The sequence below is a fragment of the Aminobacter sp. BA135 genome (assembly GCF_050859125.1).
Taxonomy (GTDB): domain Bacteria; phylum Pseudomonadota; class Alphaproteobacteria; order Rhizobiales; family Rhizobiaceae; genus Aminobacter; species Aminobacter ciceronei.
In genome coordinates this window covers 208796-232321 of the sequence record NZ_CP139572.1, presented here as the reverse complement: position 1 = coordinate 232321, position 23526 = coordinate 208796, and the positions used below count along the sequence as shown (strand labels likewise).

Sequence of the window (23526 nt, the reverse complement as noted above, 5' to 3'; positions counted from 1 at the left end):
CTATGGGCACGGGCAATTGGCTGGCCGTCGCCTCGGCCGAGCATGTGCGTATCGGCAGGGCCAGCGGCTTCATGCAGGTCTGCCATGGCAAGGCAGGCCCACTGCGCCGGATCGGTGCCGGAGACGGGGTGGTCTATTATTCGCCGGCGAACGTCATGGGCGGTTAGGACTGGCTGAAATCCTTCACCGCAATTGGTTGGGTGCGGGCGGGCGACGCCTATCGGTTCGACATGGGCGGCGGCTTCGCGCCTTCCCGCAAGGATGTTGATTGGGCGGCGGCACGGGAGGTACCGGTAGCGGCGCTTGCCGGCCAACTCGACTTCACCGCCATGCCCAATTGGGGCTACCAGCTGCGTTTCGGTCTCTGCCCGCTGTCCGCGCACGACTTCCGCCTGATTGCGGAAGCCATGGAGGCACACGAAGTGGAGCTCAGGCCTTCGGCTTGAGCGACTTGTAAACGGCGATGCCGGCGGCGAGATCTTCCAGAGCGGCACCGACCGATTTGAACAGGGTGATCTCGTCCGCCGACTGGCGGGCGGGCTTCTGGTCGCGGGCGAGTTCATGCAGGTCGGCGACGATGGCGTCGGCCGTAAGCACGCCTGCTGCGATCGGCTGGACGATGTCGCCGGCTTCCTTGGTGGCGCCGGCGCGGGTGTCGACATAGACACGCGCCTTGGCGATCGCGTCGTCATCGGCCTCACGCATGCCGGGCGTGAAACCGCCGACGAGATCGACATGGGCGCCGGGCGCGAGCCTGGCACCCTTGACCAGCGGCGTGGTCGAGATCGTGCCGGCGGTGATGATGTCGGCCCAGCCGAGTTCAGCATCGAGGTCGGAGACGGCAGTCGCCTCAAAACCCTCGTCGCGCAGCGAGGCAGCAAGCGTTTGGGCGTTGGCCAGCGTCCGGTTCCAGACGCGAATCTCTTTGATCGGCCGCACCGCTGCATGTGCCCGTGCCAGGAACCTGCACTGGGCGCCGGCACCGATGACCAGCAGCTTCGAGGCGTCCTCGCGCGCCAAGTAGGACGCGGCGAGTGCCGAAGCGCAGGCGGTGCGCCATTGGGTCAGGCGCGGGCCGTCCATAAGCGCCTGCGGCTCGCCGGTGATCCCATCGAGCAGCAGGTAGAGCCCGACGACTGCCGGCTTGGCGATGTCGTTGTTGTCGGGCGAGACCGTGACGATCTTGACGCCGATATGCCCGTCGGCCCCCGCACCCGCGGCCTTGAAGTCAGTCCAGGCCGGCATCAGCAGCAAGGTCGAATCGGTGCCCTTGGCGCGCTCCACAGTGTGGTGATGGCGCACGGGCTGCACCGCACCCTCGCGAAAGGCCGTACGCAAAGTCTCGACCAATCCCGGAAAGGTCAAGGCGCGGTCGATGTCATCGGCCGAAAAGTGCAGCATGAAGTTCTCCCTGAAAGGTGGTCGCGCCCAAGCGGATCAGTTGGGGCGCGGCAGGGCCGGGCCCTGGGCAACCGGCGGCCGCTGGGCGGCTGCCTGGCGAAGGCTTTCGGCCTCGAGGCCGCGCTGGCGAGCGATCTTGCGAAAGCGGCCCTGCTTGAACCAGGTCACGGCACCGCCGAGAATCACCCCGAGCGCCAGTGCAACGAACAGCAGCACGAACAACGGTGCCTGGATGGTCAACGCCGGATTGCCTGGATTGAATGGGTCGAGCGTGAACGCAGTCGGTGCGCGATTGGCCACGGCAAGCGCGATCAGCACGATCGCCACCGGCACGAAGACAACGATGAGCATGAAGCGGTTGAACATGTATTTTCCCGTTTAAAGCCCCGCCGCCGCAGCCGCCTGGCGGTCTATTTGGCCGAGTTCAGCCGCTCGCGCAGCTCCTTGCCGGTCTTGAAGAAGGGCACCCACTTTTCCTCAACCTCGACGGATTCGCCGGTGCGCGGGTTGCGGCCGGTGCGGGCAGGGCGGTTCTTGACCGAAAAAGCGCCGAATCCGCGCAGCTCGACGCGGTTTCCGTCGGCAAGGGCATCGGTGATTTCGTCGAAAATGGCGCTGACGATGTTCTCGACATCCCGCAAGAACAGATGCGGATTGCGTGTGGCAATGATTTGCACCAGTTCAGACTTGATCATGTGCTCGGTCCCCGTCGAGATGGTGATGATTTTATTTGTTTTTCAGCCGCCTGAGACAGCTTTTTCAGCCTGCCAGAGCGACAGCATACCGTCAAGGAACAAGCGGTCGGCGCCGATTTCCTTGAGCAATTCCGACGAGACGTCGCCCATGCCGAGTGCGTGGCCAAGGGCCTGGGCAATCGAGCTTGGCAGGAGGAAGCTGCCGGTGCGGGCCGGCTTCCATTCGATGACCTCGAGCTTGGCGTCGACGCCCTTGGTGCCGAGCCAGGCGATCGCCTGGTCCTCGCCGCCGACCTCGTCGATAAGCTTGTTGGCGAGTGCCTGGCGTCCGGTCCATACCGAGCCGTCGGCAAGGGCGGTGGCCTCGGCCTTCGACATCGAGCGGCGTTCAGCGACGATACCGACGAACCAGTCGTAGCTGTCGAGGATCATGTTGCGCATCATGGCGCGCTCTTCGTCGGTCGTCGGGTTGAATGGATTGGGCTCCGCCTTCAGCGGCGACGACTTGATCTCCTCGAGCTTGACGCCAAGCTTGTCCATCAGCCCGGTCAGGTCGGGAAACTGCACAAGGACGCCGATCGAGCCGACGATGGACGATTTGCGCGCCACGATATGGTCCGATGCCGAGGCGATCATGTAGCCGGCGGATGCGGCAAGCGTGCCGACCTGGGCAACGACAGGCTTTTCTGCCGCGATCTTGCGCACGGCGTCGTAGATCGCCTCGCCGCCGGCGGTGGTGCCGCCGGGCGAATCGATCGACAGGATCACGCCCTTGACGGAGGCCGACTTGCGGACCTCGTCGAGGCGGCGCAGCAGGTCCTCGTCCTCGGTGATCGTGCCTTCGATGCGGATCTTGGCGATATGGCTGGCGGTCACGCCCGGAATGCGCTCGCCGGCCAGCCATGTCGACATGCCGACGACGGCGAAGGCTGCGATGAGAAACGCTGCGACCCGCCAAAAGGTCAGCTTGCGTCGCAAGCGGCGTCGGTCGATCAGATCGTCGGCTTTCATGGACATGGCGTGCCTCGCATGCTGTGCAGGCTAGCGCTTTTAAAGCAACGCTTTGGCGAGAGCCACAGCTTTCCTGCCGCAGCTGACGTTGCGGGAGTTGGGATTTGTAAGCTAAATAGCCATATTGGGGTTTGCATCCAGGCAGCCGGACGCGGGGCAGCAGTGCGTTCGGTCGCAACTCTTTGACCTTATGGTCATATTTTCGTGGCTTTCATCCGCTTCACCGTGCGGGCCTGAAGGGCGGCTTGGACAGTTTGAAGAAGGACATTGCAGTTGGCGCGACCAATCGAGACGAGTGGCGGCGGAGGCGGCGTCGCGACTGACACCGCAATTGCGCTTGCGACTTCGCGCGCCGATGCTTTCGACCTCGCAGCGCGTCATTCGCGCCGCGTCCGTTTCCTCAAGCGCGCTTTGCCGTTGGCGGCGCTCACGCTGGCGGCACTGTTCGGCGGCTACACCTACCTTGCCGCACCGCCGTCGCTGAAGGTCAAGGCGGAAGGTGCCGCCTTCTCCGAAGGCAAGCTGGTGATGGCCAAGCCCCAACTCAGCGGATTCACCCGCGACAACCTGCCTTATTCGATGACCGCCGACCGTGCCGTGCAGGATCCGGCCAACCAGGGCGTCGTCGAATTGCTCGGCATCGATGCCAAGCTGCCGATCTCGGCCGAGAACGTCGCCCAGGTCGATGCGACGCGCGGCGTCTACGATCGCGAGGGCAATACGCTCAATCTGACCGAGCAAGTAATCGTAAAGACCAGCGACGGTATGGTCGCCAAGCTCAAATCGGCGTATCTCGACATGGGCAGTGGCGCGATGAAGTCTGACGAACCGGTTGAAATAAGCCTTGACGGTTCAAAGATCACGTCCGATTCGATGTCCATGCTCGAAAACGGCAAGGTTGTCGTGTTCGAGAAAAAGGTACGCGTGGACATCGATCCCGCGCGAATGAAGGCGGCGCAGAATGGCAGCGGAGGCGGGAGTGCGGCAAATTAGGTCTTGGCGGTCATTGGCCGCGTTAACATGCGCGGGCGTGATGCTGTGCACCGCCGGCGCTTTTGCGCAGGATAGCCAGAGCAGGCTTTCTGGTCTCAAGCTCTCGGGCGACCAGCCGATCCAGATCGAGAGCGACAAGCTCGAGGTCCGCGAATCGGAGAATCTCGCGATCTTCACCGGCAATGTCAGCGTCACCCAGGGCCCGACTGTCATGAAGTCGGGCAAGATGACCGTCTATTACGCCAAGGATGGCGGCTCGGCCGCCACCGGCTCGGCCAACATCGACAGGCTTGAAGTCGACGACAAGGTCTATGTGAAGTCCGACAAGCAGGTGGCCACCGGCGACCGCGGCACCTTCGACATGAAGACCGAGGTGCTGGTGATGTCCGGCAAGGAAGTCGTGCTGTCCGAAGGCGACAACGTGCTGGTCGGCTGCAAGCTCACCGTGCAGATGAAGACCGGGCTTGCCCAGGTCGACGGCTGCAACAAGGGCACCAAGGGCAATGGTCGCGTCATGATGTCGATCACACCGGGGTCGCAGAAGAAATAAATGACTGAGGCATCCTCGCTGTTGTCGCGTCTGAAGCCTGGCTCGGCGCAAAAACTTGCCGCGCCCGCGACAACAGGCAGTGCCAAGAACGGTAAGTTCAAGGGCACGCTGATCGCCAAGGGGCTGACCAAAGCCTACAAGGGCCGGCAGGTGGTTTCGGGCGTGACGCTCGGCGTCCGCGCCGGCGAGGCCGTCGGCCTGCTCGGCCCCAACGGCGCCGGCAAGACGACCTGCTTCTACATGGTTACGGGGCTCGTTCCAGTCGACCAGGGCACGATCGAGATCGACGGCTTCGACGTCACGGCCATGCCGATGTACCGCCGTGCCCGTCTCGGCATCGGCTACCTGCCGCAGGAAGCCTCGATCTTCCGTGGCCTGTCGGTCGAAAACAACATCCGCGCCATTCTCGAAGTGGTGGAGAAGAGCCGCAAGGAGCGCGAGAAGTCGCTCGATGCGCTGCTCGAGGAGTTCCACATCAGCCATCTCCGGAAGTCGCCGGCGATCGCCTTGTCGGGCGGCGAGCGGCGCCGCCTCGAGATCGCGCGCGCCTTGGCGAGCCGGCCCAACTACATGCTGCTCGACGAGCCTTTCGCCGGTATCGACCCGATCGCCGTCGCCGACATCCAGCAGCTCGTCCGACACCTGACCAAGCGCGGCATCGGCGTTCTGATCACCGACCACAACGTCCGCGAGACGCTGGGCCTGATCGACCGTGCCTACATCATCCATGCCGGCGAGGTGCTGACCCATGGCCGCGCCGACGAGGTCGTCGCCAATCCCGACGTCCGCCGTCTCTATCTCGGCGAGGGCTTCACCCTCTAGGGCTGCCCGCCAGCGCGCAACGTGCCGGCGAAATGCGCAGCCTTCCTTCACCATTGCCGGGCAATGTGCCGGCAATGGTGCTGGCCAATAGCCAATCTGCTTGACATGCAAAAGCCGGGCCAGTTTTATCGCGACTGGCGAGCGCGCCGGTTTTCGGCTGCGCAGGATCGGGATCGGACCACTTCGAGCAATGGCGCTGTCGGCGAAACTACAGCTACGGCAGTCCCAATCGCTGGTGATGACTCCACAGCTGATGCAGTCGATCAGGCTGCTGCAGTTCACCCATACCGAGCTTGAACGTTTCATCGACGACGAGATCGAGCGCAATCCGCTGCTCGAACGGGCAGAAGTGCCTGACGACGCGCCGGCTGACCAGTTCCCCAAAATCGAGACCCAGGGCGAGGCCAGCGCGGCCGGCGAGGACTGGTTCGAAGGCGAGGCCGGCTGGAGTTCCGAGGCGATCTCCGAAAAACTCGACACCTCGCTCGAAAACCTGTTCCCCGATGACCCTGGTGCCGTCGAGCGCATGGGACCCGACCTTGCCATGCAGTGGAAGTCGGCGTCTTCCGGCTCCGGTTCCGGCGGCGGCTCCGAAGGCTTCGACATGGAGGACATGGCGGCGGCCGCCGTCACCTTGCGCGACCATGTCGGTGAGCAGATATCCTTCGCCTTCACCGACCCGGTGGAGCGGCTCGTTGCCTCCGAATTGAGCGATTGGCTCGACGAAGCGGGCTATTTCCGCGGCGAAGTCGACGAGATCGCGGCGCGCTTCGGTGTCGACGAGGCCTTCGTGCTGAGGGTCCTTGCCGATTGCCAGGCTTTCGATCCGGCCGGCCTGTTTGCCGGCGACCTGGCAGAATGCCTGCGCATCCAGCTCATCCGCCGCGACCGGCTCGATCCGGCGATGGCAGCGTTGATCGACAATCTCGACCTTCTCGCAAAACGCGACTTCCAGAGCCTGAAGCGCATCTGCGGCGTCGACGAGGAGGATCTGCTCGCCATGCTGGCTGAGATCCGCGCGCTCGATCCCAGGCCCGGCGGAGCCTTTGTCGGCGGCTCAGCCGATACCATCGTGCCCGACGTCGAGGTGCGCCAGGCCGCCGACGGCAGCTGGGCGGTTGAGCTCAATCCCGACACCCTGCCACGCGTGCTGGTCGACCAGGTGTATTTCGCCCAGGTCACCGGTCGCACCAAGGACGCGGCTGAACGCAACTTCCTCAGCGAGTGCCTGCAGAACGCCAACTGGCTGACCCGTAGCCTCGACCAGCGCGCCAAGACCATTCTCAAGGTCGCCTCGGAGATCGTGCGCCAGCAGGATGCCTTCCTGGTCCACGGCGTGCGCCATCTCAGGCCGCTCAACCTGCGCACCGTGGCCGATGCCATCGGCATGCACGAATCGACCGTCAGCCGCGTCACAGCCAACAAGTACATGCTGACGACGCGTGGCGTGTTCGAGCTGCGCTACTTCTTCACCGCCTCGATCGCCTCGGCGGAAGGTGGCGACGCGCATTCGTCGGAGGCGGTGCGCGACCGTATTCGCCAGATGATCGAGGAAGAGCAGGCCTCCGACGTGCTGTCCGACGATGCCATTGTGGATATCCTCAGGAAAAGTGGCGTCGACATCGCCCGACGTACGGTCGCCAAGTACCGGGAAGGCATGAACATCGCCTCGTCGGTGCAGCGCAGGCGTGAAAAACGCGCGCTGGCAGGTGCCGCCGGCTAGGCCGAAAGGCGCGGAATTCAGGCCTCTCCCGCGCTTGATTGACAATCCCTAATGAAGTGTCTAGAAGCCCGCCCGCATGAAGAGGGCTCAGCCCACCAAGGAAAGATGCGGCACAGGATGGCTTGTGACACGAGCCTGCGGCTGCCGGCGGGTGGCCCAAGATCAGCCGACAAGTTCGGACTTAAAATTGGTGTGACAGGCGAGCCAACGCTTGTTTGCATCTGCCACGGGTATAAACTCGGACCGGTTTGAAGTCTGAACAGAAAAGGTCAGTTTTCAGATGAGCCTGCGCATATCAGGAAAACACATGGACGTCGGCGATGCGTTTCGTACGCGCATTGAGGGACGTATCGGCGAAGCGATCGGCAAGTATTTCGATCGCGGCTTCTCCGGGCACGTCAACGTCGTGAAGGCCGGCTCGCGCTACACCGCCGATTGTGTGGTACGGCTCGATTCGGGCATGTCGTTGCAAGCGACCGGTGACGCACAGGAACCGACTGCCGCGTTCGACGCGGCGGCCGACAAGCTCGAGACTCGCCTGAGGCGTTACAAGCGCCGGCTGAAGTCGCACAATCTGGGCGCCGGCAACGGTGAATTGACCGATGTCGCCTATTCGGTGGTCGCAGCGCTCGTCGATGACGACGAGGATGTGCCCGAAGATTTCGCGCCCGCCATCGTTGCCGAGTCGACGATGGTTCTGAAGACGATGTCGGTTGCATCGGCCGTCATCGAACTCGACACCAAGGATAGCCCTGTTGTGGTCTTCCGCAATGCCGGCAATGAGCACCTCAACATCGTCTACCGCCGGTCTGATGGAAACATCGGCTGGATAGATCCCTCGACCGCAAAGGTCGCCCAGGGATAGTAGCCGCCACCGCATGTGGGGTTTTGGGGCAATGCGGCGGTGAGCACAGCAAGGGAATTTCAGCATGGATCTGAGTGATCTGATCGAGGCTCCGGCAATCATGCCGGCCTTGAAGGCGAATTCGAAGAAGCAGCTTCTGCAACTTCTCGCCGAAAGGGCCGCATCGATTTCCGGTATCCCCGAGCGGGAGGTGTTCGACACCATCCTTCAGCGCGAGCGTCTTGGCTCGACGGGTGTCGGCAATGGCATCGCCATCCCGCATGGAAAGCTCGCAGGCGTAAAGCGCATCACCGGCGTTTTTGCACGTCTGGAAACGCCCGTCGATTTCGAGGCGCTGGACGACCAGCCGGTCGATCTGGTCTTTCTGCTGCTGGCCCCCGAAGGGGCGGGAGCCGACCATCTCAAGGCACTGTCGCGCATTGCACGCGTGCTGCGCGACGCCGATACGGTGGCCAAGATTCGCGGCACGCGTGATGCGGCGGCGATCCACGCATTGCTGTCGGAAACGCCGGCTTCGCACGCCGCCTGATTTCGATTTTTCGGAAAAGCTTGGGAAGGGCCGCATCTTGCGGCCCTTTGCCGTTTCGCCATCCTGTCGCCGGCCGAAAGGGCGGGCTACAGGTTAGTGGATGGCTACGGTCGTCAGGTCGTTTTCCATCGCACCCGCAAGCGCGCGGTCACGGGCATCGGACAACAGGATCGGTTCGCCGGTCGCGGCAAACAACGCCCACAACTCGAGGCCGGGATCGATCTCGGTCAGGCCTGGGAAACGGCCGCGCAAATCGTCGCTGGATACCTTCCTGAGATAGGCGACGGAGCCTTCGCCGAGATGGGCGAGCTCGCCCGTGGTCATCGTGTGTCTCTGGGCAGTATTGGGCATTGTAGCCTCCTTCTAGCCAGGATGCCGTATTGGCCATCCCGCATGAGAGCCATCGGCAGTGCTTAGTCTGCTACCGATATGTTTATTTTCCGTACCAGTCGCTCGGCTTCCGGCCGGTCGAGATCAACCGAGAGCAGACCGTTCTTCAGGTCGGCCGCAATCACCCGCATCCCGTCTGCCAGCACGAAGCAGCGTTGGAACTGCCGTGAGGCGATACCGCGATGCAGGAACTCGCGCTCCTTGTCGTCGCTCTGTCGGCCACGCACGATGAGCTGGTTCTCCTCGACGGTGACTTCGAGATCGTTTTCGGCGAAACCGGCCACCGCAAGCGTGATCCGCAGCCTCTCGCCCCGTTCGTCGGCATCCCTGATGCGTTCGATGTTGTAGGGCGGGTAGCTGTCGCCCGACTTGGCAAGGCGCTCCAGCGTCTTTTCCATCGTGTCGAAGCCCAGGAGAAGCGGGCTCGAGAAGGGCGTCATACGGCTCATGTTACAGCTTGTCCTCCGAGAGCGACATAATGCGGAAAAACCCGGATGGCATTTTCCCGTCTGTTGTTGATATGGTCCGCGCCGTCGGCAACTTCAAGACTGCAAAAAACTGCCCAACAAGGAAAGAAAATGCCCGTACCGCGCAAGATAATCATCGACACTGACCCCGGTCAGGACGATGCCGTCGCCATTCTGCTGGCGCTGGGGAGCTCCGAGCTCGACATTCTGGGAATTACCGCTGTCGCCGGCAACGTGCCGCTCAAGCTGACCGAAAACAATGCCCGCAAGATCTGCGAGTTGGCAGGCCGTCCCGACATCAAGGTCTATTCCGGCGCCATCAGGCCGCTGATCCGCGAACTGGTCACCGCCGAGGAAGTGCACGGCAAGACCGGCCTGAACGGCCCCGATCTGCCCGAACCTACAATGAAGCTGCAGGAACAGCATGCCGTCGACTACCTCGTCGAGACGCTGATGCGCGAGGAAGCCGGCACCATCAGTTTGTGTCCGCTCGGCCCGCTCACCAACGTCGCGCTCGCCCTCATCCGCGAACCCAGGATCGCCCCGCGTATCAAGGAGATCGTCCTGATGGGCGGCGGCTTCTTCGAAGGCGGCAACGTCACCCCTGCCGCCGAGTTCAACATCTATGTCGATCCGCATGCGGCCGACGTGGTGTTCCGCTCGGGCGTGCCGATCGTCATGATGCCGCTCGACGTCACCCACAAGGCGCTGACCACGACCAAGCGCATCGACGCCTTCCGCAAGCTCGGCACCAAGGTCGGCCTTGCCACGGCGCAGATGCTGGAATTCTTCGAACGCTATGACGAAGGCAAATACGGCACCGACGGCGGCCCGCTGCATGATCCGTGCGTCATTGCTTACCTTCTCAAGCCGGAGCTGTTCCAGGGCCGCCACTGCAATGTGACAGTGGAAACCTCCTCGGAGCTGACCATGGGCATGACCGTCATCGACTGGTGGGGCGTCACCAAGCGTCCGAAGAACGCCATGGTGATGCGCGACATCGACCATGACGGCTTCTTCGCGCTGCTGGTCGAGCGCCTCGGCCGGCTGTAAAGCCGCCAATGTTTGGATGAAGAAGGGGCGGCACACGGCCGCCCCTTTTGCATTGCCGATCTGGCGAAAGATCTACCGCGTCCGCGAAAACGCCAGCCAGACGCCGCCGCCGACAAGGAACGTGCCCGAGATGCGGGTCATCAGCTTGAGGCGTTTGGCCGACAGGAATTTGCCGGCGCGGCCGGCGGCAATCGCGTAGGCCGAATCCGACATCGCCGCGAAGACCATCGCTGTGACGCCCATGATGACGATCTGCTGGGCGTAGTTGGCGCTCGGGTCGATGAACTGCGGGATGAAGGCGCCAAAGAAGATCAACGTCTTGGGGTTGCTGATCGCAACCAGGAAGCCCTGCAGGAAAAAGCCGCCGCGCGGCCGCCTGGGCGTGCCGTCGGCGGCAAGCTCGCCTCCCGAGCGGAACATCTGAATGCCGAGCCAGATCAGATAGGCGGCGCCCAAAAGCCGGACCCACTCGAACCAGTGCCCCATCGCCTCGATCATCTGGTTGAGGCCGATGCCGACGATGGCGATCATCATGGCGACGCCGATCTGCGTGCCAGCGGCGTTGGCGAGGCCGGCGCGCGTGCCGTGCCTGATGCTGGACGCGATGATCAGCGTGACCGTCGGCCCCGGTATCAGCACGATGACGATGCAGGCGACGACATAGGCGGCGTAGAGTTCAAGCGACATGTTCCGTTCCTCCGGCGGTCGCCCGACACTAAACACGCGGAGTTTTTGCGTGTCCAGTGGGCGGAACTCAACCCTTGAGTGCTGTGTCCACCTCGGTGGCCAGCGGGATCGCCGGCTGGGCGCCTGGCTTCAGGCAAGCGAGCGATCCGGCGGCGGCGGCGCGGCGGAGCGCGTCCTTGAGGTCGAGTCCCGCGGACAGGCCGGCAGCGAGATAACCGCAGAAGGTGTCGCCGGCACCGACGGTGTCGACCGGCGTGATCTTGAGCGCCTCGACATGGATGAGCTCGTCGCCCCTTGCCGCCAGGACACCATCCCCGCCGAGCGTGACGATGACAGTGGCGCCGGTGCTGCGGGCGAATTCGCCCATCCGCTCCGGCCGTTCGCCCGCGGGCAGCGAAAGCGCCTCGGCGTAGAGGTCGAATTCGGTTTCATTGGCTACGACATAGTCGGCCTTGCCGACGAAGCTTGCCGCCTCGGCGCGGAAGGGGGCAGTGTTCAGCATGGTCACAGCGCCTGCCTTGCGCGCCGCCTCGAGAGCTGCATCGACGGTGGCAAGCGGGATTTCGTGCTGCAGCAGCACGATATCGCCCTTCTTGAACTGGGCCTTGGCGAGATCGCCCGGCACCACCGAGCCATTGGCGCCCGGCACCACCGCGATCATGTTCTCGCCGTCACCGTCGACAAGGATCAGCGCGATGCCGGTGGCAGCCTGGATTTCGGCCACGCCGGAAAGGTCGACGCCGCCGCTCTTGAGATATGCGACAGCCTCGCCGGCGAAGGCATCCTTGCCGACCGCGCCGACCATGCGCACCTGAGCGCCCGCGCGCGCTGCGGCCAGTGCCTGGTTGGCGCCCTTGCCGCCGGGCGCCGACTTGAAGTCGCCGCCGGGTACGGTCTCGCCCGGGCCGGGAAGGCGGCCGACGGTTGCGATGAGATCGAGGTTGATGGATCCGACAACGGTGATCACGGCAGTCTCCTGAAAAGTCAGCCGGAAACTACATTGTGTCGCGGTCGCTTGCCAGATGGTGCCTGGTCATTCGCAGCGGAAGACGACCTGGGCCTGGTAGGTGCCGGCCGGGAAGATACCGGTCGACTTGGTGGCTGTCAGGTTCACCGGGATGATCCTGGTTCCGTTAGACACCCGCGTGATGGTGCTGCCGCCATAAGTCACACTATCCACCGTGTAGGTGGAAGCGAAGGTGACGTTGGCATCGCCGCCGCTTGGCGCCGAGAGGAAGTTGACCGGGGCGGGCGCCGACAGGCCGTAGCAGTCGAGCAGGTTAAGCAGCGAGCACAAGAGGGAGCTGGTGGTCACGCTGACCGAGGCGGCCGAGCCGCCGGCCTGGGTCGAGCCGAAAACGTTGATCGTCGGATTGGGCGACAGCGTGCCTGTGGTCTGGACGTTGATGGTGCAGGTGCCGATGATCGCCGCCTGCGCAGGCGCAGCGGTGAGCCAGAGGCTCAAGATCCCCAGGACCGAAGCGCCGCCGCGCATGGTCATTGCCCGGTCTGGTTCTGGGGTGGTGCCTTGCCGTCGGTCCAGCCGGTATCTGCCCAGCCGGCCTTGGAATGCTGCACCGAGCCGGTGACGTCGCCGCCGCCCTGCGCGCCCAGACCCATCTTCAGCAGCTTCAGCTCCATTTGCAGCCGCGCCACTTCGAGCTCATAAAGTTTGGAGCAGTCGAGCCGTTTCGGCGTGCGCCCGATCGGGATGACGACGCGGCCATAGGTGGCGATGTCGTTGTTTTCGCGGTTGTTGCCCTGGATCACGCCGACATCGAGATAGGCGCCGCTGCCCGATACGGCCGAACGGCAGGTGGTGCCATCTGCGGCACGCACCTCGTCCTGGCCCTGCGGCAATGTCACGCCCGGCAAGGAGAAGCCGCTCTGGTTCTGGTTGAGATTGTAGACGTCCTCTGCCCAGGACGCGCAAGGCGTCAATGCGGCCAGGCTCGTGAGCGTCAGAAACGCCGCGTTCCGAGAAATTTTCCGCATATCTGAGCCTTGATCTGCGTCTGTTCATTTGGAAATGGCACGCTTTCCGTACAAATACGCACTTTACGCTCATTGTTGCCGTCAAACGGCACAACCACCAGGACCGGCCGTGACGCCTCGGCGCCCAGCATGAAGCTGTCGGGCGCTATTCTTGCGTCGACCGGCTGGAAATTCTGGTCGTAGACCCGGACATCGATCCTGATCTTCTTGTTGTAGGGATTGGACGGAAACACCCTGACAGCGAAGGCGTCGGTGAAACTCGTCACCTCGCCGCGCATCGGCGACATCGACTGGGCGTGCGCCGCGGTTACCGCCAGCGCCAATCCGAAGAACGGAATTGCAAGACTTCGTGACATCAAGCTCCCCCTATCTTTCCTGTCTGCGCAGGCGTTACTGGCATGTGACCGTGACGGTGGCCGAATAGTTGCCGGCGGCGAAGATGTCGGAGCCGGTCTTGGTGCCGGTGAGGTGGACGGTGACGGTGTCGACGCCGGGCGTCGTCAGGTTCGCAGACGCTCCTGTTTCCGCAACCGTATGGGCGCCTGCCACGGAATAGGTCGGCGACCAGGTGATCGGGGTGACATCGGCCGGCGGCACGGTGATGGCAGTTGGCGCGCCAACGCTGATCGTGACATTGCCGGTCGTGGTGGCCGTCATGGTGCCGGCCACGCCGCCCGCATTGTGCGAGCTCAGCGACTGCAGGCCGGGGCTTGCCGTCATCGTGCCGCTGCCATTGGTGACCACCAGCGTGCAGATCGCCGCGACCGTGCCGTTGAAGGTGACGTTGCCGGTGGCCGCGAGTGCCGGCTGGGCAATCGAGCAAGCCGCTACGGCAAGACCTGCAGTGAGAATGCAGTATTTCATTCTGCTCTCCGGGACCGCGATAAATGCATCTGTCCTGGAGGCGACGGTGATCCAGTATGGTTAATTTGATATTAACGCCAAACTCTGACCAAAAGTTCGTTTGTATGCATATAATTTATTCTACATGACTTCGAGATTTTCGACACGGTGTCAATCTCGTTTGCTGTGTTGAATTAAAGTATATTTTTGAAATTGTTTTATCGAAGCAAATTATTTGCTCGAAATGAGTGGCCATGCCGTTAAGTATCTGTGCGTTACGGTTGAACCAGCCGTGAGGTGACTATGGTCCACAGCAGCAAGAATATGCTCGTCGACTAAGCATGGCGAGATTTTGCCGCAGTCTCTTTCAAACAATATGATCGATGGCTGATATAATCTCGCCATGGCGCGCAGCACAAGCATACGAGCTTATGCGGCGTCAGGCCCGCAGTTGATCCAAAGGCAGCGGGCGCGAGTTAGCCAGGCACAACCAACCAATGACGATTGGCGAACCAGCTGATTAGATTGAGCTTGAAAAGCGTCGCCTGGAACTCGATACCTTCAAGGAGCCAAGACGAAAACACGATTTCGTCACCGCCGGAGGCGGACCGTCATCATTTGCAGATCGGTGCTACTGCTTGGAGCCGCCACTGGGTTGCTTTGACGCTTCGATCAGGTCCGCCTGGCGGACGAGACCTTCTGCGATTTTCCGTGCCTGGTGCGGCTTTATCAGAAGTTCCACACTCTCAGCCGTGGCCTCTCCACGACGAACCCGCTCGATATGCTCCTGGGAGGTCACATACTCAAGACGAACAATAAGGTTCCCCGGCTCCAGCGCGTTGATATGCACGTTGATCAGGTTCGGTGTGTTGGTCGTGTTTTCAAATTTTGCAGGCATGGGCGTTCCTTCCGAATCTGCGGATCATGCCGCTCCACCAACCAATAGTCTACCAGCCGCCTCAACGCACTTCTCGCCAACGAGTGCGATCGACCGTGGTCAGAGATGAAACCCGAAGCCGGCGCAATGGTCAGGTCTTTCCCTCCGGGTCATCATCGTATAGGATAAAAAGTCAATAAATCCAAATATTTGATCGATAGCGTCAGGAAAATTGAAGCATGCGCCCGCGCCATCTGCTGCTCGCACTGAGCATTGTTCTGATCTGGGGCGTCAACTTCGCCATCATCAAGATCGGCCTCAAGCAGGTGTCGCCACTGGCCCTCGGCGTCGCCCGCTTCTTCCTTGCTGCCTTCCCGTGGGTCTTCTTCATCAAGCGCCCGAATGTGCCGCTGTCGATGATCGCCACCTATGGCCTGCTGATCTTTGCACTGCAGTTCGGCTTCCTGTTCACCGGCATGAAGATCGGCATGAGTGCGGGGCTGTCGTCGCTGATCCTGCAGTTGCAGGTGTTCTTCACCATCGGCCTGTCGATGATCCTGCTCGGCGAGCGGCCGACACCCTGGCAGTTGGCCGGCGCTGCGCTGGCGTTCAGCGGTGTCGGGCTGGTTGGGCTGCATGTCGGTGGTGACGTGACCATGGTCGGATTGTTGCTGCTGATCGCAGCGGCTGCTGCCTGGGGCGGCGGCAACGTCGTTTCCAAGCAGATTTCGCAGCGTGCCGCCACGGCACCTAACATGCTCGGCCTCGTCGTCTGGGGCAGCCTCTTCGCCTTGCCGCCGCTGCTGGTCGTGGCGCTGGTCCTCGACCCCGAGCATTTCGTCAGCAGCTTCACCGGGCTCGACTGGGCGTCGGTCGGCTCGATAGCCTATATCGTCTATCTCTCCACGCTGTTCGGCTTTGCGGCCTGGAGCGGGCTCCTGGCGCGCTATCCGGTTTCGACCGTTGCGCCCTTCACCTTGCTGGTGCCGGTGTTCGGTTTCCTCGGTTCGGCGGTGCTGCTGGGCGAGCCGCTACAAGACTGGAAGCTGGTGGCTTCCAGTCTTGTCATCGCCGGTCTGTGCATCAACCTGTTCGGGCCACGGCTGTTTTCGCGTCCGCAGCGGTCAGTTGCCCCGCCTCCCAGCCCAGAATAGCCCGCTTGCGTGTCAGACCCCAGTGGTAGCCGGTCAGCGCGCCTGACTTTCCAAGCGCCCGGTGGCAAGGCACGACGAACGACAGCGGGTTGGCTCCGACGGCAGCGCCAACCGCCCGGCTTGCCTTGGGCGAGCCAACTTCCGAGGCGATCGCAGAATAGCTGCAGGCCCGACCCATCGGGATCTTGAGCAGCGCCTCCCACACCCGCACCTGGAAGTCGGAGCCGATCATGACCACGCGCAAGGGCTGATCCTGGCGCCAGCGGGTCGGGTCGAAGATGTGTGCGGCATAAGGGGCCGTCGCACTCATGTCCTCGACATAGGTGGCGTTCGGCCAGCGGCCGGACATGTCGGCGAATGCGGCGCGCTCTTCGCCTGCGTCGTTGAAGGACAGGCCGGCGAGGCCGCGGTCGGTGACCATGACAAGTGCCACGCCGAAGGGTGAGATGTGGAAGCCGTAGCGGATGGTAAGCCCGGCGCCGCGTGTCTTGTAGTCGCCCGGCGACATCGCCTCATGGGTGACGAACAGGTCGTGCAGGCGGCCCGGCCCCGACATGCCGACCTCGAATGAGGTTTCGAGCAGCGGCAGGCCGTCGTCGAGCAGCTTGCGGGCGTGGTCGAGCGTCACCGCCTGCAGGAAGGCTTTTGGCGACAGGCCGGCCCAACGGCTGAACAGCTTCTGCAAGCTTGTCGGTGTCTCGCCGACCTCGGCGGCCAGCGTATCGAGCGACGGCTGGTCGCGATAGTCGAGGCTGATCTTTTCGATTACCCGGCGCACAGTCTCATACTCCGAACCGGTCGGCGTGATGTCGTGCTGCAGCGTGGCGACAGGTTTCATCTGCGTCTGGGCGTTCATGGCTTGATCTCCTTGGACGCCAATATCGCGTTGGCTGTGGGTATTTCCCACCCGATTCCTGCTCATCTGCTCCTTGCGGTTGCAAGAGCCCGCGAAAAAGCCGTGGCAAAGCTCTCGCGGTCATCGGGGTTGAGGAAACTTCCGATCGCTACGCTGTTGTCACGCGTCTCGACCGCCATGCCGATGATGCCGATCTCGTCATGACGGGAAACTGCGAATCGCGCCCAGAACGGATTGAAATGGTATTGCTCCGACTTGCCCGACGGGGCGGTCTTGAGGATGTCGAGGCTGGTGCGGGAGACGCTGACCTCCTCTCGGGCGCGCGCGGCGCGATAATTGAGGCGGAAGGCGACATAAAGGGCTGCGACGTCGAGGCCGAGGAAGCCGAAGATCGGCCAGGCACCGTGGCTGAGAAATATGGCGCCGGTGACCATGCAGCCAAAGGTCAGCGTACCCATCAGGATCATGAATCCGGTGTGCCCGAGCGAGCGGTGCGGCAGAAGCAACGCTTTGAAGAATGGCTCGTCAGCGGCAAAAGTGGCGTTTGTCTCGCTCATGCCGGTTAATTATAGAGGGGCGATGAAAAACCCCAAGCCCAAAGATAAGGCCAAGGCCCTGCCGAAAGGCCGCACGTCCGGTGCCGCAGCCAAACCGCGCGCCACGCGCCGCCGTTCACTCTATTCGGCGGCCGAAGTGCGCGAGATCTTCCGCCGCTTTTCGGTCCAGCGGCCGGAGCCGAAGGGCGAGCTCGAACACGTCAACGCGTTCACGCTTTTGGTTGCAGTGGTGCTGTCGGCGCAGGCGACCGACGCCGGTGTCAACAAGGCGACGCGCGCGCTGTTTGCCATCGCCGACACGCCCGGGAAGATGCTGGCACTGGGGGAGGAAATCGTGGGCCAGCACATCCGCACCATCGGTCTGTGGCGCAACAAGGCCAAGAACGTGATCGCCCTGTCCGAGGTGCTGATCCGTGATCATGGTGGTGCGGTGCCCGACGACCGTGACCAGCTCGTCGAGCTGCCCGGCGTTGGCCGCAAGACCGCCAATGTCGTGCTCAACATGGCCTTCGGCCAACACACCATGGCCGTCGACACCCACATATTGCGCATCGGCAACCGCATCGGTCTGGCACCTGGCAAGACGCCCGAGCAGGTCGAAGATACGCTGGTCAGGATCATCCCTGACGAGTTCATGCGCCATGCCCATCACTGGCTGATCCTGCATGGCCGTTATGTCTGCAAGGCACGCAAGCCCGACTGCTGGCGTTGCGTCATCGCCGATATCTGCAAGTCGCCTGAAAAGTCGACCAACGAACCGGCGCCGCTGGTGCCTCTCGACGACATCGACCCGATCGAGGTCGCCGAAGCCGAAGTGGCGGCTCAGTAGCCGCGCGCCATCGCCGCCGCAAATATCGGGATCAGCGCGAACACGGCGATCTCGGCCTTGAGGAAGTTGCGCACCCTGGCAATCTCGGCATCCGGGACGACATAAGCCTCGCCACCGCCGGCGCCGCGCCAGCGCGCGATACGGATCGTCGGTGCAATCGACAGCAGGCCTACGGCCGCGAACGCCACCATCTTGGCCCAGAAGGTCGGGTTGTAGATATAGAACTCCCAGCCCTTCAGCCCGAAATAGACACGCGACGCGCCGATGAGCACCAGCAGTGCTGCCAGTCCACCATAGACCGCGTCGATGCGTCCGAGCAGTGCGAGATTGCGCCGGCCGAGCCCGGGGCGAACCAGTATCACCTCGGCAGCGAGCACGCCCGCAAGGGAGAATGCCAGGAGGTGGTGAATGATGGTCAGGATAAGGTCAGTCATCAGTGCCTCGTGATGCGACTCGACCGCGGCACCTTAGCAACGGACCTAGGGCAAGCATATGACGAGGCAGATGTCAGCAAACGTCAGCTGTCTGTCACTTGTCGAATTGACGAAGAGACTGAGGAAATACACGTTTCAACCATGGCGCTGACACGACAGATCAACCCGATGCCCGACTGGATCCACAACGAGCTCGTCTCGCGTGGCTTGGTCGGCGCCTATGAGGGGCGGCCAGACTACCAGCGCAATGATTATCTTGGCTGGATCGATCGCGCCAAGCTGGCGACGACCCGCCGCGGCTCGACCAGATGCTGGATGAGCTCGATCGTGGCGACGTCTATATGCGGATGGCCTGGCACGGTTAGAGCATGGTTCCGAAAGCAGGGACGGTTTCGGATAAGACCCCACCAGGAAGCCCGGGCCGTTCCATTTTTCGGACCAGGACAGGTTGACCACTGGCGGACAGCGTCACCGGGTTCTGGCCTGCTGTTCTGCCGGCCATCTGTGCTAGACCCGCTGTCATTGTCCATGGAGATCGACGATGGCCGCCTTTTCCCTTGCCGACATTCCCGTCATCGAGACCGAGCGAACGGTGCTGCGGCCGCATCGGCTTGAAGACTTCGATGCCTATGCCGGGATGTGGGCCGATCCGGTCGTCACGCGCTTCATCGCCAAGCCGCGCACACGCGAGGAAAGCTGGCAGCGTTTCCTGCGTCATGCCGGTTCATGGTCGCTGATCGGCTACGGTTTCTGGGCGATCGAGGAAAAGGCGACGGGCCGCTTCATCGGCGAAGCGGGTTTCCACGATCTCAAGCGTGACATCACGCCTTCGATAGAAGGTATCCCTGAGGCCGGCTGGGGTTTTGTCGCTGGCATGCACGGCAAGGGCATCGCCAGCGAGACGGTCGCGGCGTTCGTGCGCTGGGCCGACAGCCGCTTTGCCGGCCCTACCGTCTGCATCATCGATCCGGCAAACGGTGCGTCATTGCGGGTCGCCGAGAAGAACGGCTACCGCGAGACTGGCCGGACCACCTACCACGGTGAGCCGACCATCCTGCTAGAGCGGAGAGGCTCGGTTGGGTCAGCCGCCCACGGCGGTTGAGGTGACCGGCTTGGCGCCGCCGATGCGTTCCCAGCTTTGGCCGTTGCCCTGAGCCTGGCGTGCGAAATAATTGTAGGGCGTGCTGGACCAGTCGCGGACCGAACTGGTCAGGTTGTCCAGGATCAGGTCGCCCTCGTTGGTGCGTACCGTCAGCACCGTGTGGCCCTGGCCGCGGTAGCGGGCCACCGTCAAAAGCAACGCCGAAGCGGGCCAGCCCCGCTTCAGCAGCTCGCGCTTCTTCAGGATGGCAAAATCCTCGCAATCGCCATAGGCGACAGGTATGCGCCAGTCGTCGCCGGTGTCGTTGCGTTCCTTGATGCGTGAATTGACGGAGCGGTTGACCTGCTTGAGCTCGGCGGAGAGCTCCGGCTGCAGGGTCACGACCTTTTTACCGCCCGATGTGCTGCACAGCCGAGGCTCGCGCGCACAGAACGGAGAGAAGGCCGGCGGCGCGAAAGCCGGTCCGGCGGTTGTCATCAGCGTGCCGGCCTGGGCGGCAAAAGTACAGGCAAACGACGCCGATAACGCGATCAGCGCGACAAAACGTTTCACAGTGATAGTCCCCGATGCGTGAGTCTAAGAATGGGCCAATGCAGTTAATGAGCGGTTGCTAAAATGATGCCGGGGCCGAAAAGTGTCCAAATCCTTAACAAATTGTAACTTGAATACATAACATTTGAAGCGGCTAGATGGCCGTGGTTGCGGCGCAGTCCCATGGAGACAGGCAATGTCTGCAATCCGGAAATCCGTAGCTGAAGCTTTGTTCATAGTACTTTCGCTGTCGACTTCTTCTCTCTATTTGGCGGGAAATGCCCAAGCGGCGGTTCGACCGATGATGTCGGTCGCAAAATGCAGTCCGCTGACTGGTTCCAATTACCAAAGCTGTTGCATTGCTTTGAACAGGAGCCAGATCCTCACCCCTTACGAGCTTAATCAATGTCCGCCCCTGGCGACGGCGGTCATCGGCGTCGCCAACGGTCAGAGTGGTGACGAAGAGCGTTCGAGCGGCGATGGCAACCGTCCTTCGGGCGGGACAAGCGGCGGCGGTGACAATGGCGGCACCGGCGGCGGAGACAATGGCGGTGGCAACAACGGCGGCGGTGGCAACAATGGCGGCGGTGGCCACGACCGCGACCACCACCACCATGATCATGACCACCACGGCGGCGGCGACGATCACCATGGCGGCGGCGACGATCACCATGGCGGTGGCGACGATCACCATGGCGGCGGCGACGATCACCATGGCGGCGGCGATGATCACCACGAAGGCGGCGATCAAGGCCACAACAAGTAGGCACTTGCAGCCGGCCAGGGATCAGCCAGGTACAAAGCGGAGCATATCCACGGTCCGCTTTGGGGTTGAGCCGGCGACATCGAGTGAGTGATTGCTTGGGGGAGCGCGCAGGCCGGGCGTCCGGTCACCCGAGGCAATTCGAGGTGCTTCGGTGGACGCCCAGTTTATCGTCTGCATGCTGGAGCCGGCAAGTTGATGCAGCGCCTCCATCGTGGGCGCATCTCTTTCCTCGAAAAACTGAAGGCATGGCTGTGCCAGGCGTTGACATCGCCTCGGCTGTTTTGCAGAGTGAAACCGGTTTCACTTTTGGGAACATGCCGCTTGAAGTTCGACCTGTCGATCCTTGCCAAGCATATCCCCTTCCTGTTGGAAGGGGCGTTGCTGACGTTGCAGGCCTGCACGCTTGCCGTCGTCGGCTCGCTGGTGCTGGGTCTTGTCGTTGGCGCGATGCGCACCTCGGCGTTGCCGCTGCTCAATCGGGTGGCTGCCGTCTATATCGACATTTTTCGCAACATCCCGTTCATCGTGCAGCTGTTCTTCTTCTATTTCGGCCTGCCCGAGATCGGCATCTACATCGACGCCTTCACCACCGGCGTCGTCGCGCTGTCGATCGCCGGCGGCGCCTTCACCTCTGACGTCATCCGCTCGGGCATCCTGGCAATCGACCCGGGCGTCATCGAGGCAGCGCAGGTCAGCGGTCTGAGGAAGATCACAATCTTCCGCAAGATCATTCTGCCGATTGCCCTGCGCGCCTCGGTGAGACCTTTGGGCTCGGTCTTCATCAACCTGATCCTGACATCGTCGATCCTGTCGACGATCACGCTCAACGAACTGACCGGCTCGGCCAAGATCGTCGCATCGAACACCTTCCGTCCGTTCGAGGTCTATTTTGTCCTGCTGGTTGCCTACGCCGCGCTGACCTATGCCGTCTCGATCCTGATCGGCATGCTGCACCGCTACCTCAACCGTCACCAGGAAGAGGGAGCCGTCTGATGCGCTACGGGGATTTCACGCCGTTCGACATCATTCTGCTGCTGCAGGGTCTTGGCGTTTCGCTGGCCTTGTTCGTCTCGACCACGCTGATCGGCCTCGTCATCGGCACCGCATGGGCGGTGGTCCGCTTCTACCGCGTGCCGGTGCTGATGCAGCTCGTCACCTTCGTCGCCGAGCTGCTCAAGAATTCGCCTGTCCTGGTGCAACTGTTCCTGGTGTTCTTTGGCCTGCCGGCGTTCCTCAAGATCAACGTCACACCGACCGAAGCCGCCGTCATCACGCTCTCGGGCAACAGTGCCGCCTTCATCTACGTCATCGCCGTTTCGGCCATCGAGTCGGTCGGTCGCGACCAGATCGAGGCCGCGCGGGTCTTCGGCCTGACGCGCTGGCAGATCCTGCGCCGGGTGATCGCGCCGCAGGCGACAGCCTTTGCCATCGGGCCGCTGACCGGCCTTCTGGTCAACCAGTTGCAAGTCACCTCGCTGATCTCGGTCATCGGCGTGATGGATGTGACCAAGGTCGGCAACATTCTCAACCTGCGCACGCTGAAGCCGTTCATCGTCTGGACCGCCGTAGGCCTGCTCTATTACCTCACCGCCAAGCTGGTGACCTATGCCGGCGCGCGCTTCGAGAAGCGGCTTCGCGCCCATACTGCCTGGAAGGGTCTGTAAATGATCAGCATCACCGGCCTGCGCAAATCCTTCGGCGCCGCCACCGTGCTCAACGGGATCGACCTCGAGATCCGCCAGGGCGAGGTCGTCTCGGTGCTCGGCTCGTCCGGCTCGGGCAAGTCGACGCTGATCCGCTGCATCAACGGCCTGGAGAAGATCGACGCCGGCAAGATCACTGTCGACAATTTCGACGTCTCCAAGCCGCGCGAGCTTGCCGAGGCGCGCAAGCGTTCGGGTACCGTGTTCCAGCTGTTCAATCTTTATCCGCACATGACGGCGGTGCAGAACGTGGCACTTGCCCCGGTCGAGGTGCTGAAGGTGCCGCGCAAGCAGGCCGAGGCAGAGGCGCGCGAGCTGTTGAATTCAGTCGGGCTTTCCGAGCGTGCCGACGCCTATCCGTCGCAGCTCTCAGGCGGCCAGCGCCAGCGCGTCGGCATCTGCCGCGCGCTTGCGATGAAGCCGAGTTACCTGCTGCTCGACGAGGTCACCAGCGCGCTCGACCCCGAGATGACGTCTGAGGTGTTGTCGATCCTGGCCAATCTCGCCAAGGGCGGCACGACGATGGTCTTCGTCACCCACGAGATCGAGTTCGCGCGCTCCATCTCCTCGCGTATCGCCTTCCTCGACAAGGGCCAGCTCATCGCCGACCTGCCGACCGAAGATTTCTTCTCCGCCACGGGCATGGCCCTGCCGCGCGTGGCCCAGTTCCTCTCCAAGATGCGTAAAGACTGA

The 23526-nt window shown here is 62.6% G+C and carries 33 protein-coding genes; 15 read left to right on the top strand and 18 right to left on the bottom strand.

The genetic code is table 11. From position 1 onward, the window contains the following. Positions 1-2 precede the first annotated feature (2 nt). Entirely contained in the window at positions 3-167 is a 165-nt protein-coding gene (locus tag SLT36_RS01175) for an EVE domain-containing protein (protein ID WP_432285414.1), read from the top strand. Between the two features lie 33 nt (positions 168-200). Further along, positions 201-446 carry a hypothetical protein gene (locus SLT36_RS01170; RefSeq protein ID WP_432285413.1) on the top strand — a complete coding sequence of 82 codons (246 nt, stop codon included), beginning with the start codon at positions 201-203 and terminating at the stop codon, positions 444-446. On the opposite strand, the gene SLT36_RS01165 is transcribed toward SLT36_RS01170, so the two are convergent. Genes SLT36_RS01165 through sppA form a run of 4 tightly spaced genes read right to left on the bottom strand, consistent with a single transcriptional unit; the run spans position 430 to position 3113 of the window. After that, positions 430-1401, bottom strand: coding sequence for an ornithine cyclodeaminase family protein (locus tag SLT36_RS01165; protein WP_432285411.1), 972 nt, complete (start codon positions 1399-1401; stop codon positions 430-432). The two genes, SLT36_RS01170 and SLT36_RS01165, sit on opposite strands and share 17 nt — an antisense overlap. A 36-nt stretch (positions 1402-1437) precedes the next feature. Next, a complete protein-coding gene (locus tag SLT36_RS01160) occupies positions 1438-1767 on the bottom strand; it encodes a LapA family protein (RefSeq protein ID WP_067954871.1) in 330 nt (109 codons plus the stop codon). Between the two features lie 44 nt (positions 1768-1811). Further along, the gene (locus SLT36_RS01155) at positions 1812-2096 is read right to left on the bottom strand and encodes an integration host factor subunit beta (RefSeq protein WP_055981346.1); all 285 of its coding nucleotides are present in this window, start codon (positions 2094-2096) and stop codon (positions 1812-1814) included. A gap of 42 nt (positions 2097-2138) precedes the next feature. After that, positions 2139-3113 carry a signal peptide peptidase SppA gene (sppA, locus tag SLT36_RS01150; protein WP_432285409.1) on the bottom strand — a complete coding sequence of 325 codons (975 nt, stop codon included), beginning with the start codon at positions 3111-3113 and terminating at the stop codon, positions 2139-2141. Positions 3114-3380: 267 nt separating this feature from the next. Here sppA and lptC point away from each other — a divergent pair, with 267 nt between their 5' ends. From lptC to ptsN, 6 genes are all read left to right on the top strand, one after another. Continuing rightward, positions 3381-4100 (top strand): LPS export ABC transporter periplasmic protein LptC, encoded by a 720-nt coding sequence (gene lptC, locus SLT36_RS01145; RefSeq protein ID WP_432285408.1) that lies wholly within the window; start codon positions 3381-3383, stop codon positions 4098-4100. Between the two features lie 40 nt (positions 4101-4140). Beyond that, on the top strand, positions 4141-4650 hold the full coding sequence (locus SLT36_RS01140) for an LptA/OstA family protein (protein ID WP_172582912.1): 510 nt from the start codon (positions 4141-4143) through the stop codon (positions 4648-4650). Further along, positions 4651-5472: an LPS export ABC transporter ATP-binding protein gene (gene lptB / locus SLT36_RS01135; RefSeq protein WP_192319076.1), complete on the top strand. Its 822-nt coding sequence runs from the start codon at positions 4651-4653 to the stop codon at positions 5470-5472. Positions 5473-5662: 190 nt separating this feature from the next. Beyond that, positions 5663-7195, top strand: a complete 1533-nt coding sequence (rpoN, locus tag SLT36_RS01130; RefSeq protein ID WP_432285406.1) for an RNA polymerase factor sigma-54 — start codon at positions 5663-5665, stop codon at positions 7193-7195. Between the two features lie 280 nt (positions 7196-7475). Beyond that, on the top strand, positions 7476-8060 hold the full coding sequence (gene hpf, locus SLT36_RS01125; protein WP_067954861.1) for a ribosome hibernation-promoting factor, HPF/YfiA family: 585 nt from the start codon (positions 7476-7478) through the stop codon (positions 8058-8060). Positions 8061-8124: 64 nt separating this feature from the next. After that, entirely contained in the window at positions 8125-8589 is a 465-nt protein-coding gene (gene ptsN / locus SLT36_RS01120; protein ID WP_067954859.1) for a PTS IIA-like nitrogen regulatory protein PtsN, read from the top strand. A 93-nt stretch (positions 8590-8682) separates the two neighbouring features. Here the strand turns inward: ptsN and SLT36_RS01115 are convergent, their stop codons facing one another. Continuing rightward, positions 8683-8940, bottom strand: a complete 258-nt coding sequence (locus SLT36_RS01115; RefSeq protein WP_067954857.1) for a DUF1150 family protein — start codon at positions 8938-8940, stop codon at positions 8683-8685. A gap of 62 nt (positions 8941-9002) precedes the next feature. Beyond that, positions 9003-9428 (bottom strand): Hsp20 family protein, encoded by a 426-nt coding sequence (locus SLT36_RS01110; RefSeq protein WP_109575873.1) that lies wholly within the window; start codon positions 9426-9428, stop codon positions 9003-9005. A 129-nt stretch (positions 9429-9557) separates the two neighbouring features. On the opposite strand from SLT36_RS01110, the gene SLT36_RS01105 reads away from it, so the two are divergent. After that, positions 9558-10499, top strand: coding sequence for a nucleoside hydrolase (locus SLT36_RS01105; RefSeq protein WP_432285405.1), 942 nt, complete (start codon positions 9558-9560; stop codon positions 10497-10499). A gap of 72 nt (positions 10500-10571) precedes the next feature. Here the strand turns inward: SLT36_RS01105 and SLT36_RS01100 are convergent, their stop codons facing one another. From SLT36_RS01100 to SLT36_RS01070, 7 genes are all read right to left on the bottom strand, one after another. Next, on the bottom strand, positions 10572-11186 hold the full coding sequence (locus SLT36_RS01100) for a LysE family translocator (RefSeq protein WP_067954851.1): 615 nt from the start codon (positions 11184-11186) through the stop codon (positions 10572-10574). 67 nt (positions 11187-11253) lie between these two features. Continuing rightward, positions 11254-12153, bottom strand: a complete 900-nt coding sequence (locus SLT36_RS01095; protein ID WP_432285404.1) for a ribokinase — start codon at positions 12151-12153, stop codon at positions 11254-11256. A 66-nt stretch (positions 12154-12219) separates the two neighbouring features. Beyond that, the gene (locus tag SLT36_RS01090) at positions 12220-12687 is read right to left on the bottom strand and encodes a hypothetical protein (RefSeq protein WP_432285402.1); all 468 of its coding nucleotides are present in this window, start codon (positions 12685-12687) and stop codon (positions 12220-12222) included. Further along, positions 12684-13181 carry a hypothetical protein gene (locus tag SLT36_RS01085; protein WP_432285400.1) on the bottom strand — a complete coding sequence of 166 codons (498 nt, stop codon included), beginning with the start codon at positions 13179-13181 and terminating at the stop codon, positions 12684-12686. The genes SLT36_RS01090 and SLT36_RS01085 overlap by 4 nt, the downstream gene beginning before the upstream one ends. Further along, complete coding sequence (locus SLT36_RS01080; protein ID WP_432285398.1) at positions 13148-13537, bottom strand: hypothetical protein; 390 nt, start codon at positions 13535-13537, stop codon at positions 13148-13150. The genes SLT36_RS01085 and SLT36_RS01080 overlap by 34 nt, the downstream gene beginning before the upstream one ends. Before the next feature lie 34 nt (positions 13538-13571). Beyond that, positions 13572-14045, bottom strand: a complete 474-nt coding sequence (locus tag SLT36_RS01075; RefSeq protein ID WP_432285396.1) for a hypothetical protein — start codon at positions 14043-14045, stop codon at positions 13572-13574. 610 nt (positions 14046-14655) lie between these two features. Beyond that, a complete protein-coding gene (locus SLT36_RS01070; RefSeq protein WP_067954840.1) occupies positions 14656-14922 on the bottom strand; it encodes a hypothetical protein in 267 nt (88 codons plus the stop codon). Positions 14923-15140: 218 nt separating this feature from the next. Between SLT36_RS01070 and SLT36_RS01065 the strand changes: the two genes are divergently transcribed. Next, complete coding sequence (locus SLT36_RS01065; RefSeq protein ID WP_432285394.1) at positions 15141-16055, top strand: EamA family transporter; 915 nt, start codon at positions 15141-15143, stop codon at positions 16053-16055. Here the strand turns inward: SLT36_RS01065 and SLT36_RS01060 are convergent. Then, positions 15985-16911 carry a methylated-DNA--[protein]-cysteine S-methyltransferase gene (locus SLT36_RS01060; protein WP_432285393.1) on the bottom strand — a complete coding sequence of 309 codons (927 nt, stop codon included), beginning with the start codon at positions 16909-16911 and terminating at the stop codon, positions 15985-15987. The genes SLT36_RS01065 and SLT36_RS01060 overlap by 71 nt on opposite strands. A 62-nt stretch (positions 16912-16973) precedes the next feature. After that, positions 16974-17468 (bottom strand): DUF2244 domain-containing protein, encoded by a 495-nt coding sequence (locus SLT36_RS01055; RefSeq protein WP_432285392.1) that lies wholly within the window; start codon positions 17466-17468, stop codon positions 16974-16976. 22 nt (positions 17469-17490) lie between these two features. Here SLT36_RS01055 and nth point away from each other — a divergent pair, with 22 nt between their 5' ends. Next, positions 17491-18297, top strand: coding sequence for an endonuclease III (gene nth / locus SLT36_RS01050; RefSeq protein ID WP_432285391.1), 807 nt, complete (start codon positions 17491-17493; stop codon positions 18295-18297). On the opposite strand, the gene SLT36_RS01045 is transcribed toward nth, so the two are convergent. Further along, the gene (locus tag SLT36_RS01045; protein WP_263005227.1) at positions 18291-18731 is read right to left on the bottom strand and encodes a DUF2214 family protein; all 441 of its coding nucleotides are present in this window, start codon (positions 18729-18731) and stop codon (positions 18291-18293) included. The genes nth and SLT36_RS01045 overlap by 7 nt on opposite strands. 541 nt (positions 18732-19272) lie before the next feature. On the opposite strand from SLT36_RS01045, the gene SLT36_RS01040 reads away from it, so the two are divergent. Further along, on the top strand, positions 19273-19833 hold the full coding sequence (locus tag SLT36_RS01040; protein ID WP_432285390.1) for a GNAT family N-acetyltransferase: 561 nt from the start codon (positions 19273-19275) through the stop codon (positions 19831-19833). Here the strand turns inward: SLT36_RS01040 and SLT36_RS01035 are convergent. Both SLT36_RS01035 and SLT36_RS01030 read right to left on the bottom strand, forming a co-directional pair. After that, positions 19813-20385: a transglutaminase-like cysteine peptidase gene (locus tag SLT36_RS01035; RefSeq protein WP_432285389.1), complete on the bottom strand. Its 573-nt coding sequence runs from the start codon at positions 20383-20385 to the stop codon at positions 19813-19815. The two genes, SLT36_RS01040 and SLT36_RS01035, sit on opposite strands and share 21 nt — an antisense overlap. A gap of 133 nt (positions 20386-20518) precedes the next feature. Beyond that, complete coding sequence (locus SLT36_RS01030) at positions 20519-21115, bottom strand: hypothetical protein (RefSeq protein WP_432285387.1); 597 nt, start codon at positions 21113-21115, stop codon at positions 20519-20521. Positions 21116-21451: 336 nt separating this feature from the next. Between SLT36_RS01030 and SLT36_RS01025 the strand changes: the two genes are divergently transcribed. The 3 genes from SLT36_RS01025 to SLT36_RS01015 are packed head-to-tail and all read left to right on the top strand — an operon-like array spanning position 21452 to position 23526. Next, the gene (locus SLT36_RS01025; protein ID WP_432285386.1) at positions 21452-22123 is read left to right on the top strand and encodes an amino acid ABC transporter permease; all 672 of its coding nucleotides are present in this window, start codon (positions 21452-21454) and stop codon (positions 22121-22123) included. Next, positions 22123-22794 carry an amino acid ABC transporter permease gene (locus SLT36_RS01020; protein ID WP_432285385.1) on the top strand — a complete coding sequence of 224 codons (672 nt, stop codon included), beginning with the start codon at positions 22123-22125 and terminating at the stop codon, positions 22792-22794. Before SLT36_RS01025 ends, SLT36_RS01020 begins: the two co-directional genes overlap by 1 nt. Further along, entirely contained in the window at positions 22795-23526 is a 732-nt protein-coding gene (locus SLT36_RS01015) for an amino acid ABC transporter ATP-binding protein (RefSeq protein ID WP_067954817.1), read from the top strand. It begins immediately after the preceding gene.

Bases quoted from the DNA above. Each gene is read 5' to 3' on its own strand.
- SLT36_RS01080 (WP_432285398.1), bottom strand. From the start codon at position 13,537: ATGTCACGAAGTCTTGCAATTCCGTTCTTCGGATTGGCGCTGGCGGTA.
- SLT36_RS01085 (WP_432285400.1), bottom strand. From the start codon at position 13,181: ATGCGGAAAATTTCTCGGAACGCGGCGTTTCTGACGCTCACGAGCCTG.
- SLT36_RS01165 (WP_432285411.1), bottom strand. From the start codon at position 1,401: ATGCTGCACTTTTCGGCCGATGACATCGACCGCGCCTTGACCTTTCCG.
- SLT36_RS01020 (WP_432285385.1), top strand. From the start codon at position 22,123: ATGCGCTACGGGGATTTCACGCCGTTCGACATCATTCTGCTGCTGCAG.
- SLT36_RS01045 (WP_263005227.1), bottom strand. From the start codon at position 18,731: ATGACTGACCTTATCCTGACCATCATTCACCACCTCCTGGCATTCTCC.
- SLT36_RS01075 (WP_432285396.1), bottom strand. From the start codon at position 14,045: ATGAAATACTGCATTCTCACTGCAGGTCTTGCCGTAGCGGCTTGCTCG.
- SLT36_RS01175 (WP_432285414.1), top strand. From the start codon at position 3: ATGGGCACGGGCAATTGGCTGGCCGTCGCCTCGGCCGAGCATGTGCGT.
- SLT36_RS01055 (WP_432285392.1), bottom strand. From the start codon at position 17,468: ATGAGCGAGACAAACGCCACTTTTGCCGCTGACGAGCCATTCTTCAAA.
- rpoN (WP_432285406.1), top strand. From the start codon at position 5,663: ATGGCGCTGTCGGCGAAACTACAGCTACGGCAGTCCCAATCGCTGGTG.
- SLT36_RS01115 (WP_067954857.1), bottom strand. From the start codon at position 8,940: ATGCCCAATACTGCCCAGAGACACACGATGACCACGGGCGAGCTCGCC.
- SLT36_RS01100 (WP_067954851.1), bottom strand. From the start codon at position 11,186: ATGTCGCTTGAACTCTACGCCGCCTATGTCGTCGCCTGCATCGTCATC.
- SLT36_RS01155 (WP_055981346.1), bottom strand. From the start codon at position 2,096: ATGATCAAGTCTGAACTGGTGCAAATCATTGCCACACGCAATCCGCAT.
- SLT36_RS01015 (WP_067954817.1), top strand. From the start codon at position 22,795: ATGATCAGCATCACCGGCCTGCGCAAATCCTTCGGCGCCGCCACCGTG.
- ptsN (WP_067954859.1), top strand. From the start codon at position 8,125: ATGGATCTGAGTGATCTGATCGAGGCTCCGGCAATCATGCCGGCCTTG.
- sppA (WP_432285409.1), bottom strand. From the start codon at position 3,113: ATGTCCATGAAAGCCGACGATCTGATCGACCGACGCCGCTTGCGACGC.
- SLT36_RS01070 (WP_067954840.1), bottom strand. From the start codon at position 14,922: ATGCCTGCAAAATTTGAAAACACGACCAACACACCGAACCTGATCAAC.
- SLT36_RS01140 (WP_172582912.1), top strand. From the start codon at position 4,141: ATGCTGTGCACCGCCGGCGCTTTTGCGCAGGATAGCCAGAGCAGGCTT.
- SLT36_RS01160 (WP_067954871.1), bottom strand. From the start codon at position 1,767: ATGTTCAACCGCTTCATGCTCATCGTTGTCTTCGTGCCGGTGGCGATC.
- SLT36_RS01065 (WP_432285394.1), top strand. From the start codon at position 15,141: ATGCGCCCGCGCCATCTGCTGCTCGCACTGAGCATTGTTCTGATCTGG.
- SLT36_RS01040 (WP_432285390.1), top strand. From the start codon at position 19,273: ATGGCCGCCTTTTCCCTTGCCGACATTCCCGTCATCGAGACCGAGCGA.
- SLT36_RS01090 (WP_432285402.1), bottom strand. From the start codon at position 12,687: ATGACCATGCGCGGCGGCGCTTCGGTCCTGGGGATCTTGAGCCTCTGG.
- hpf (WP_067954861.1), top strand. From the start codon at position 7,476: ATGAGCCTGCGCATATCAGGAAAACACATGGACGTCGGCGATGCGTTT.
- SLT36_RS01060 (WP_432285393.1), bottom strand. From the start codon at position 16,911: ATGAACGCCCAGACGCAGATGAAACCTGTCGCCACGCTGCAGCACGAC.
- SLT36_RS01110 (WP_109575873.1), bottom strand. From the start codon at position 9,428: ATGAGCCGTATGACGCCCTTCTCGAGCCCGCTTCTCCTGGGCTTCGAC.
- SLT36_RS01105 (WP_432285405.1), top strand. From the start codon at position 9,558: ATGCCCGTACCGCGCAAGATAATCATCGACACTGACCCCGGTCAGGAC.
- lptB (WP_192319076.1), top strand. From the start codon at position 4,651: ATGACTGAGGCATCCTCGCTGTTGTCGCGTCTGAAGCCTGGCTCGGCG.
- nth (WP_432285391.1), top strand. From the start codon at position 17,491: ATGAAAAACCCCAAGCCCAAAGATAAGGCCAAGGCCCTGCCGAAAGGC.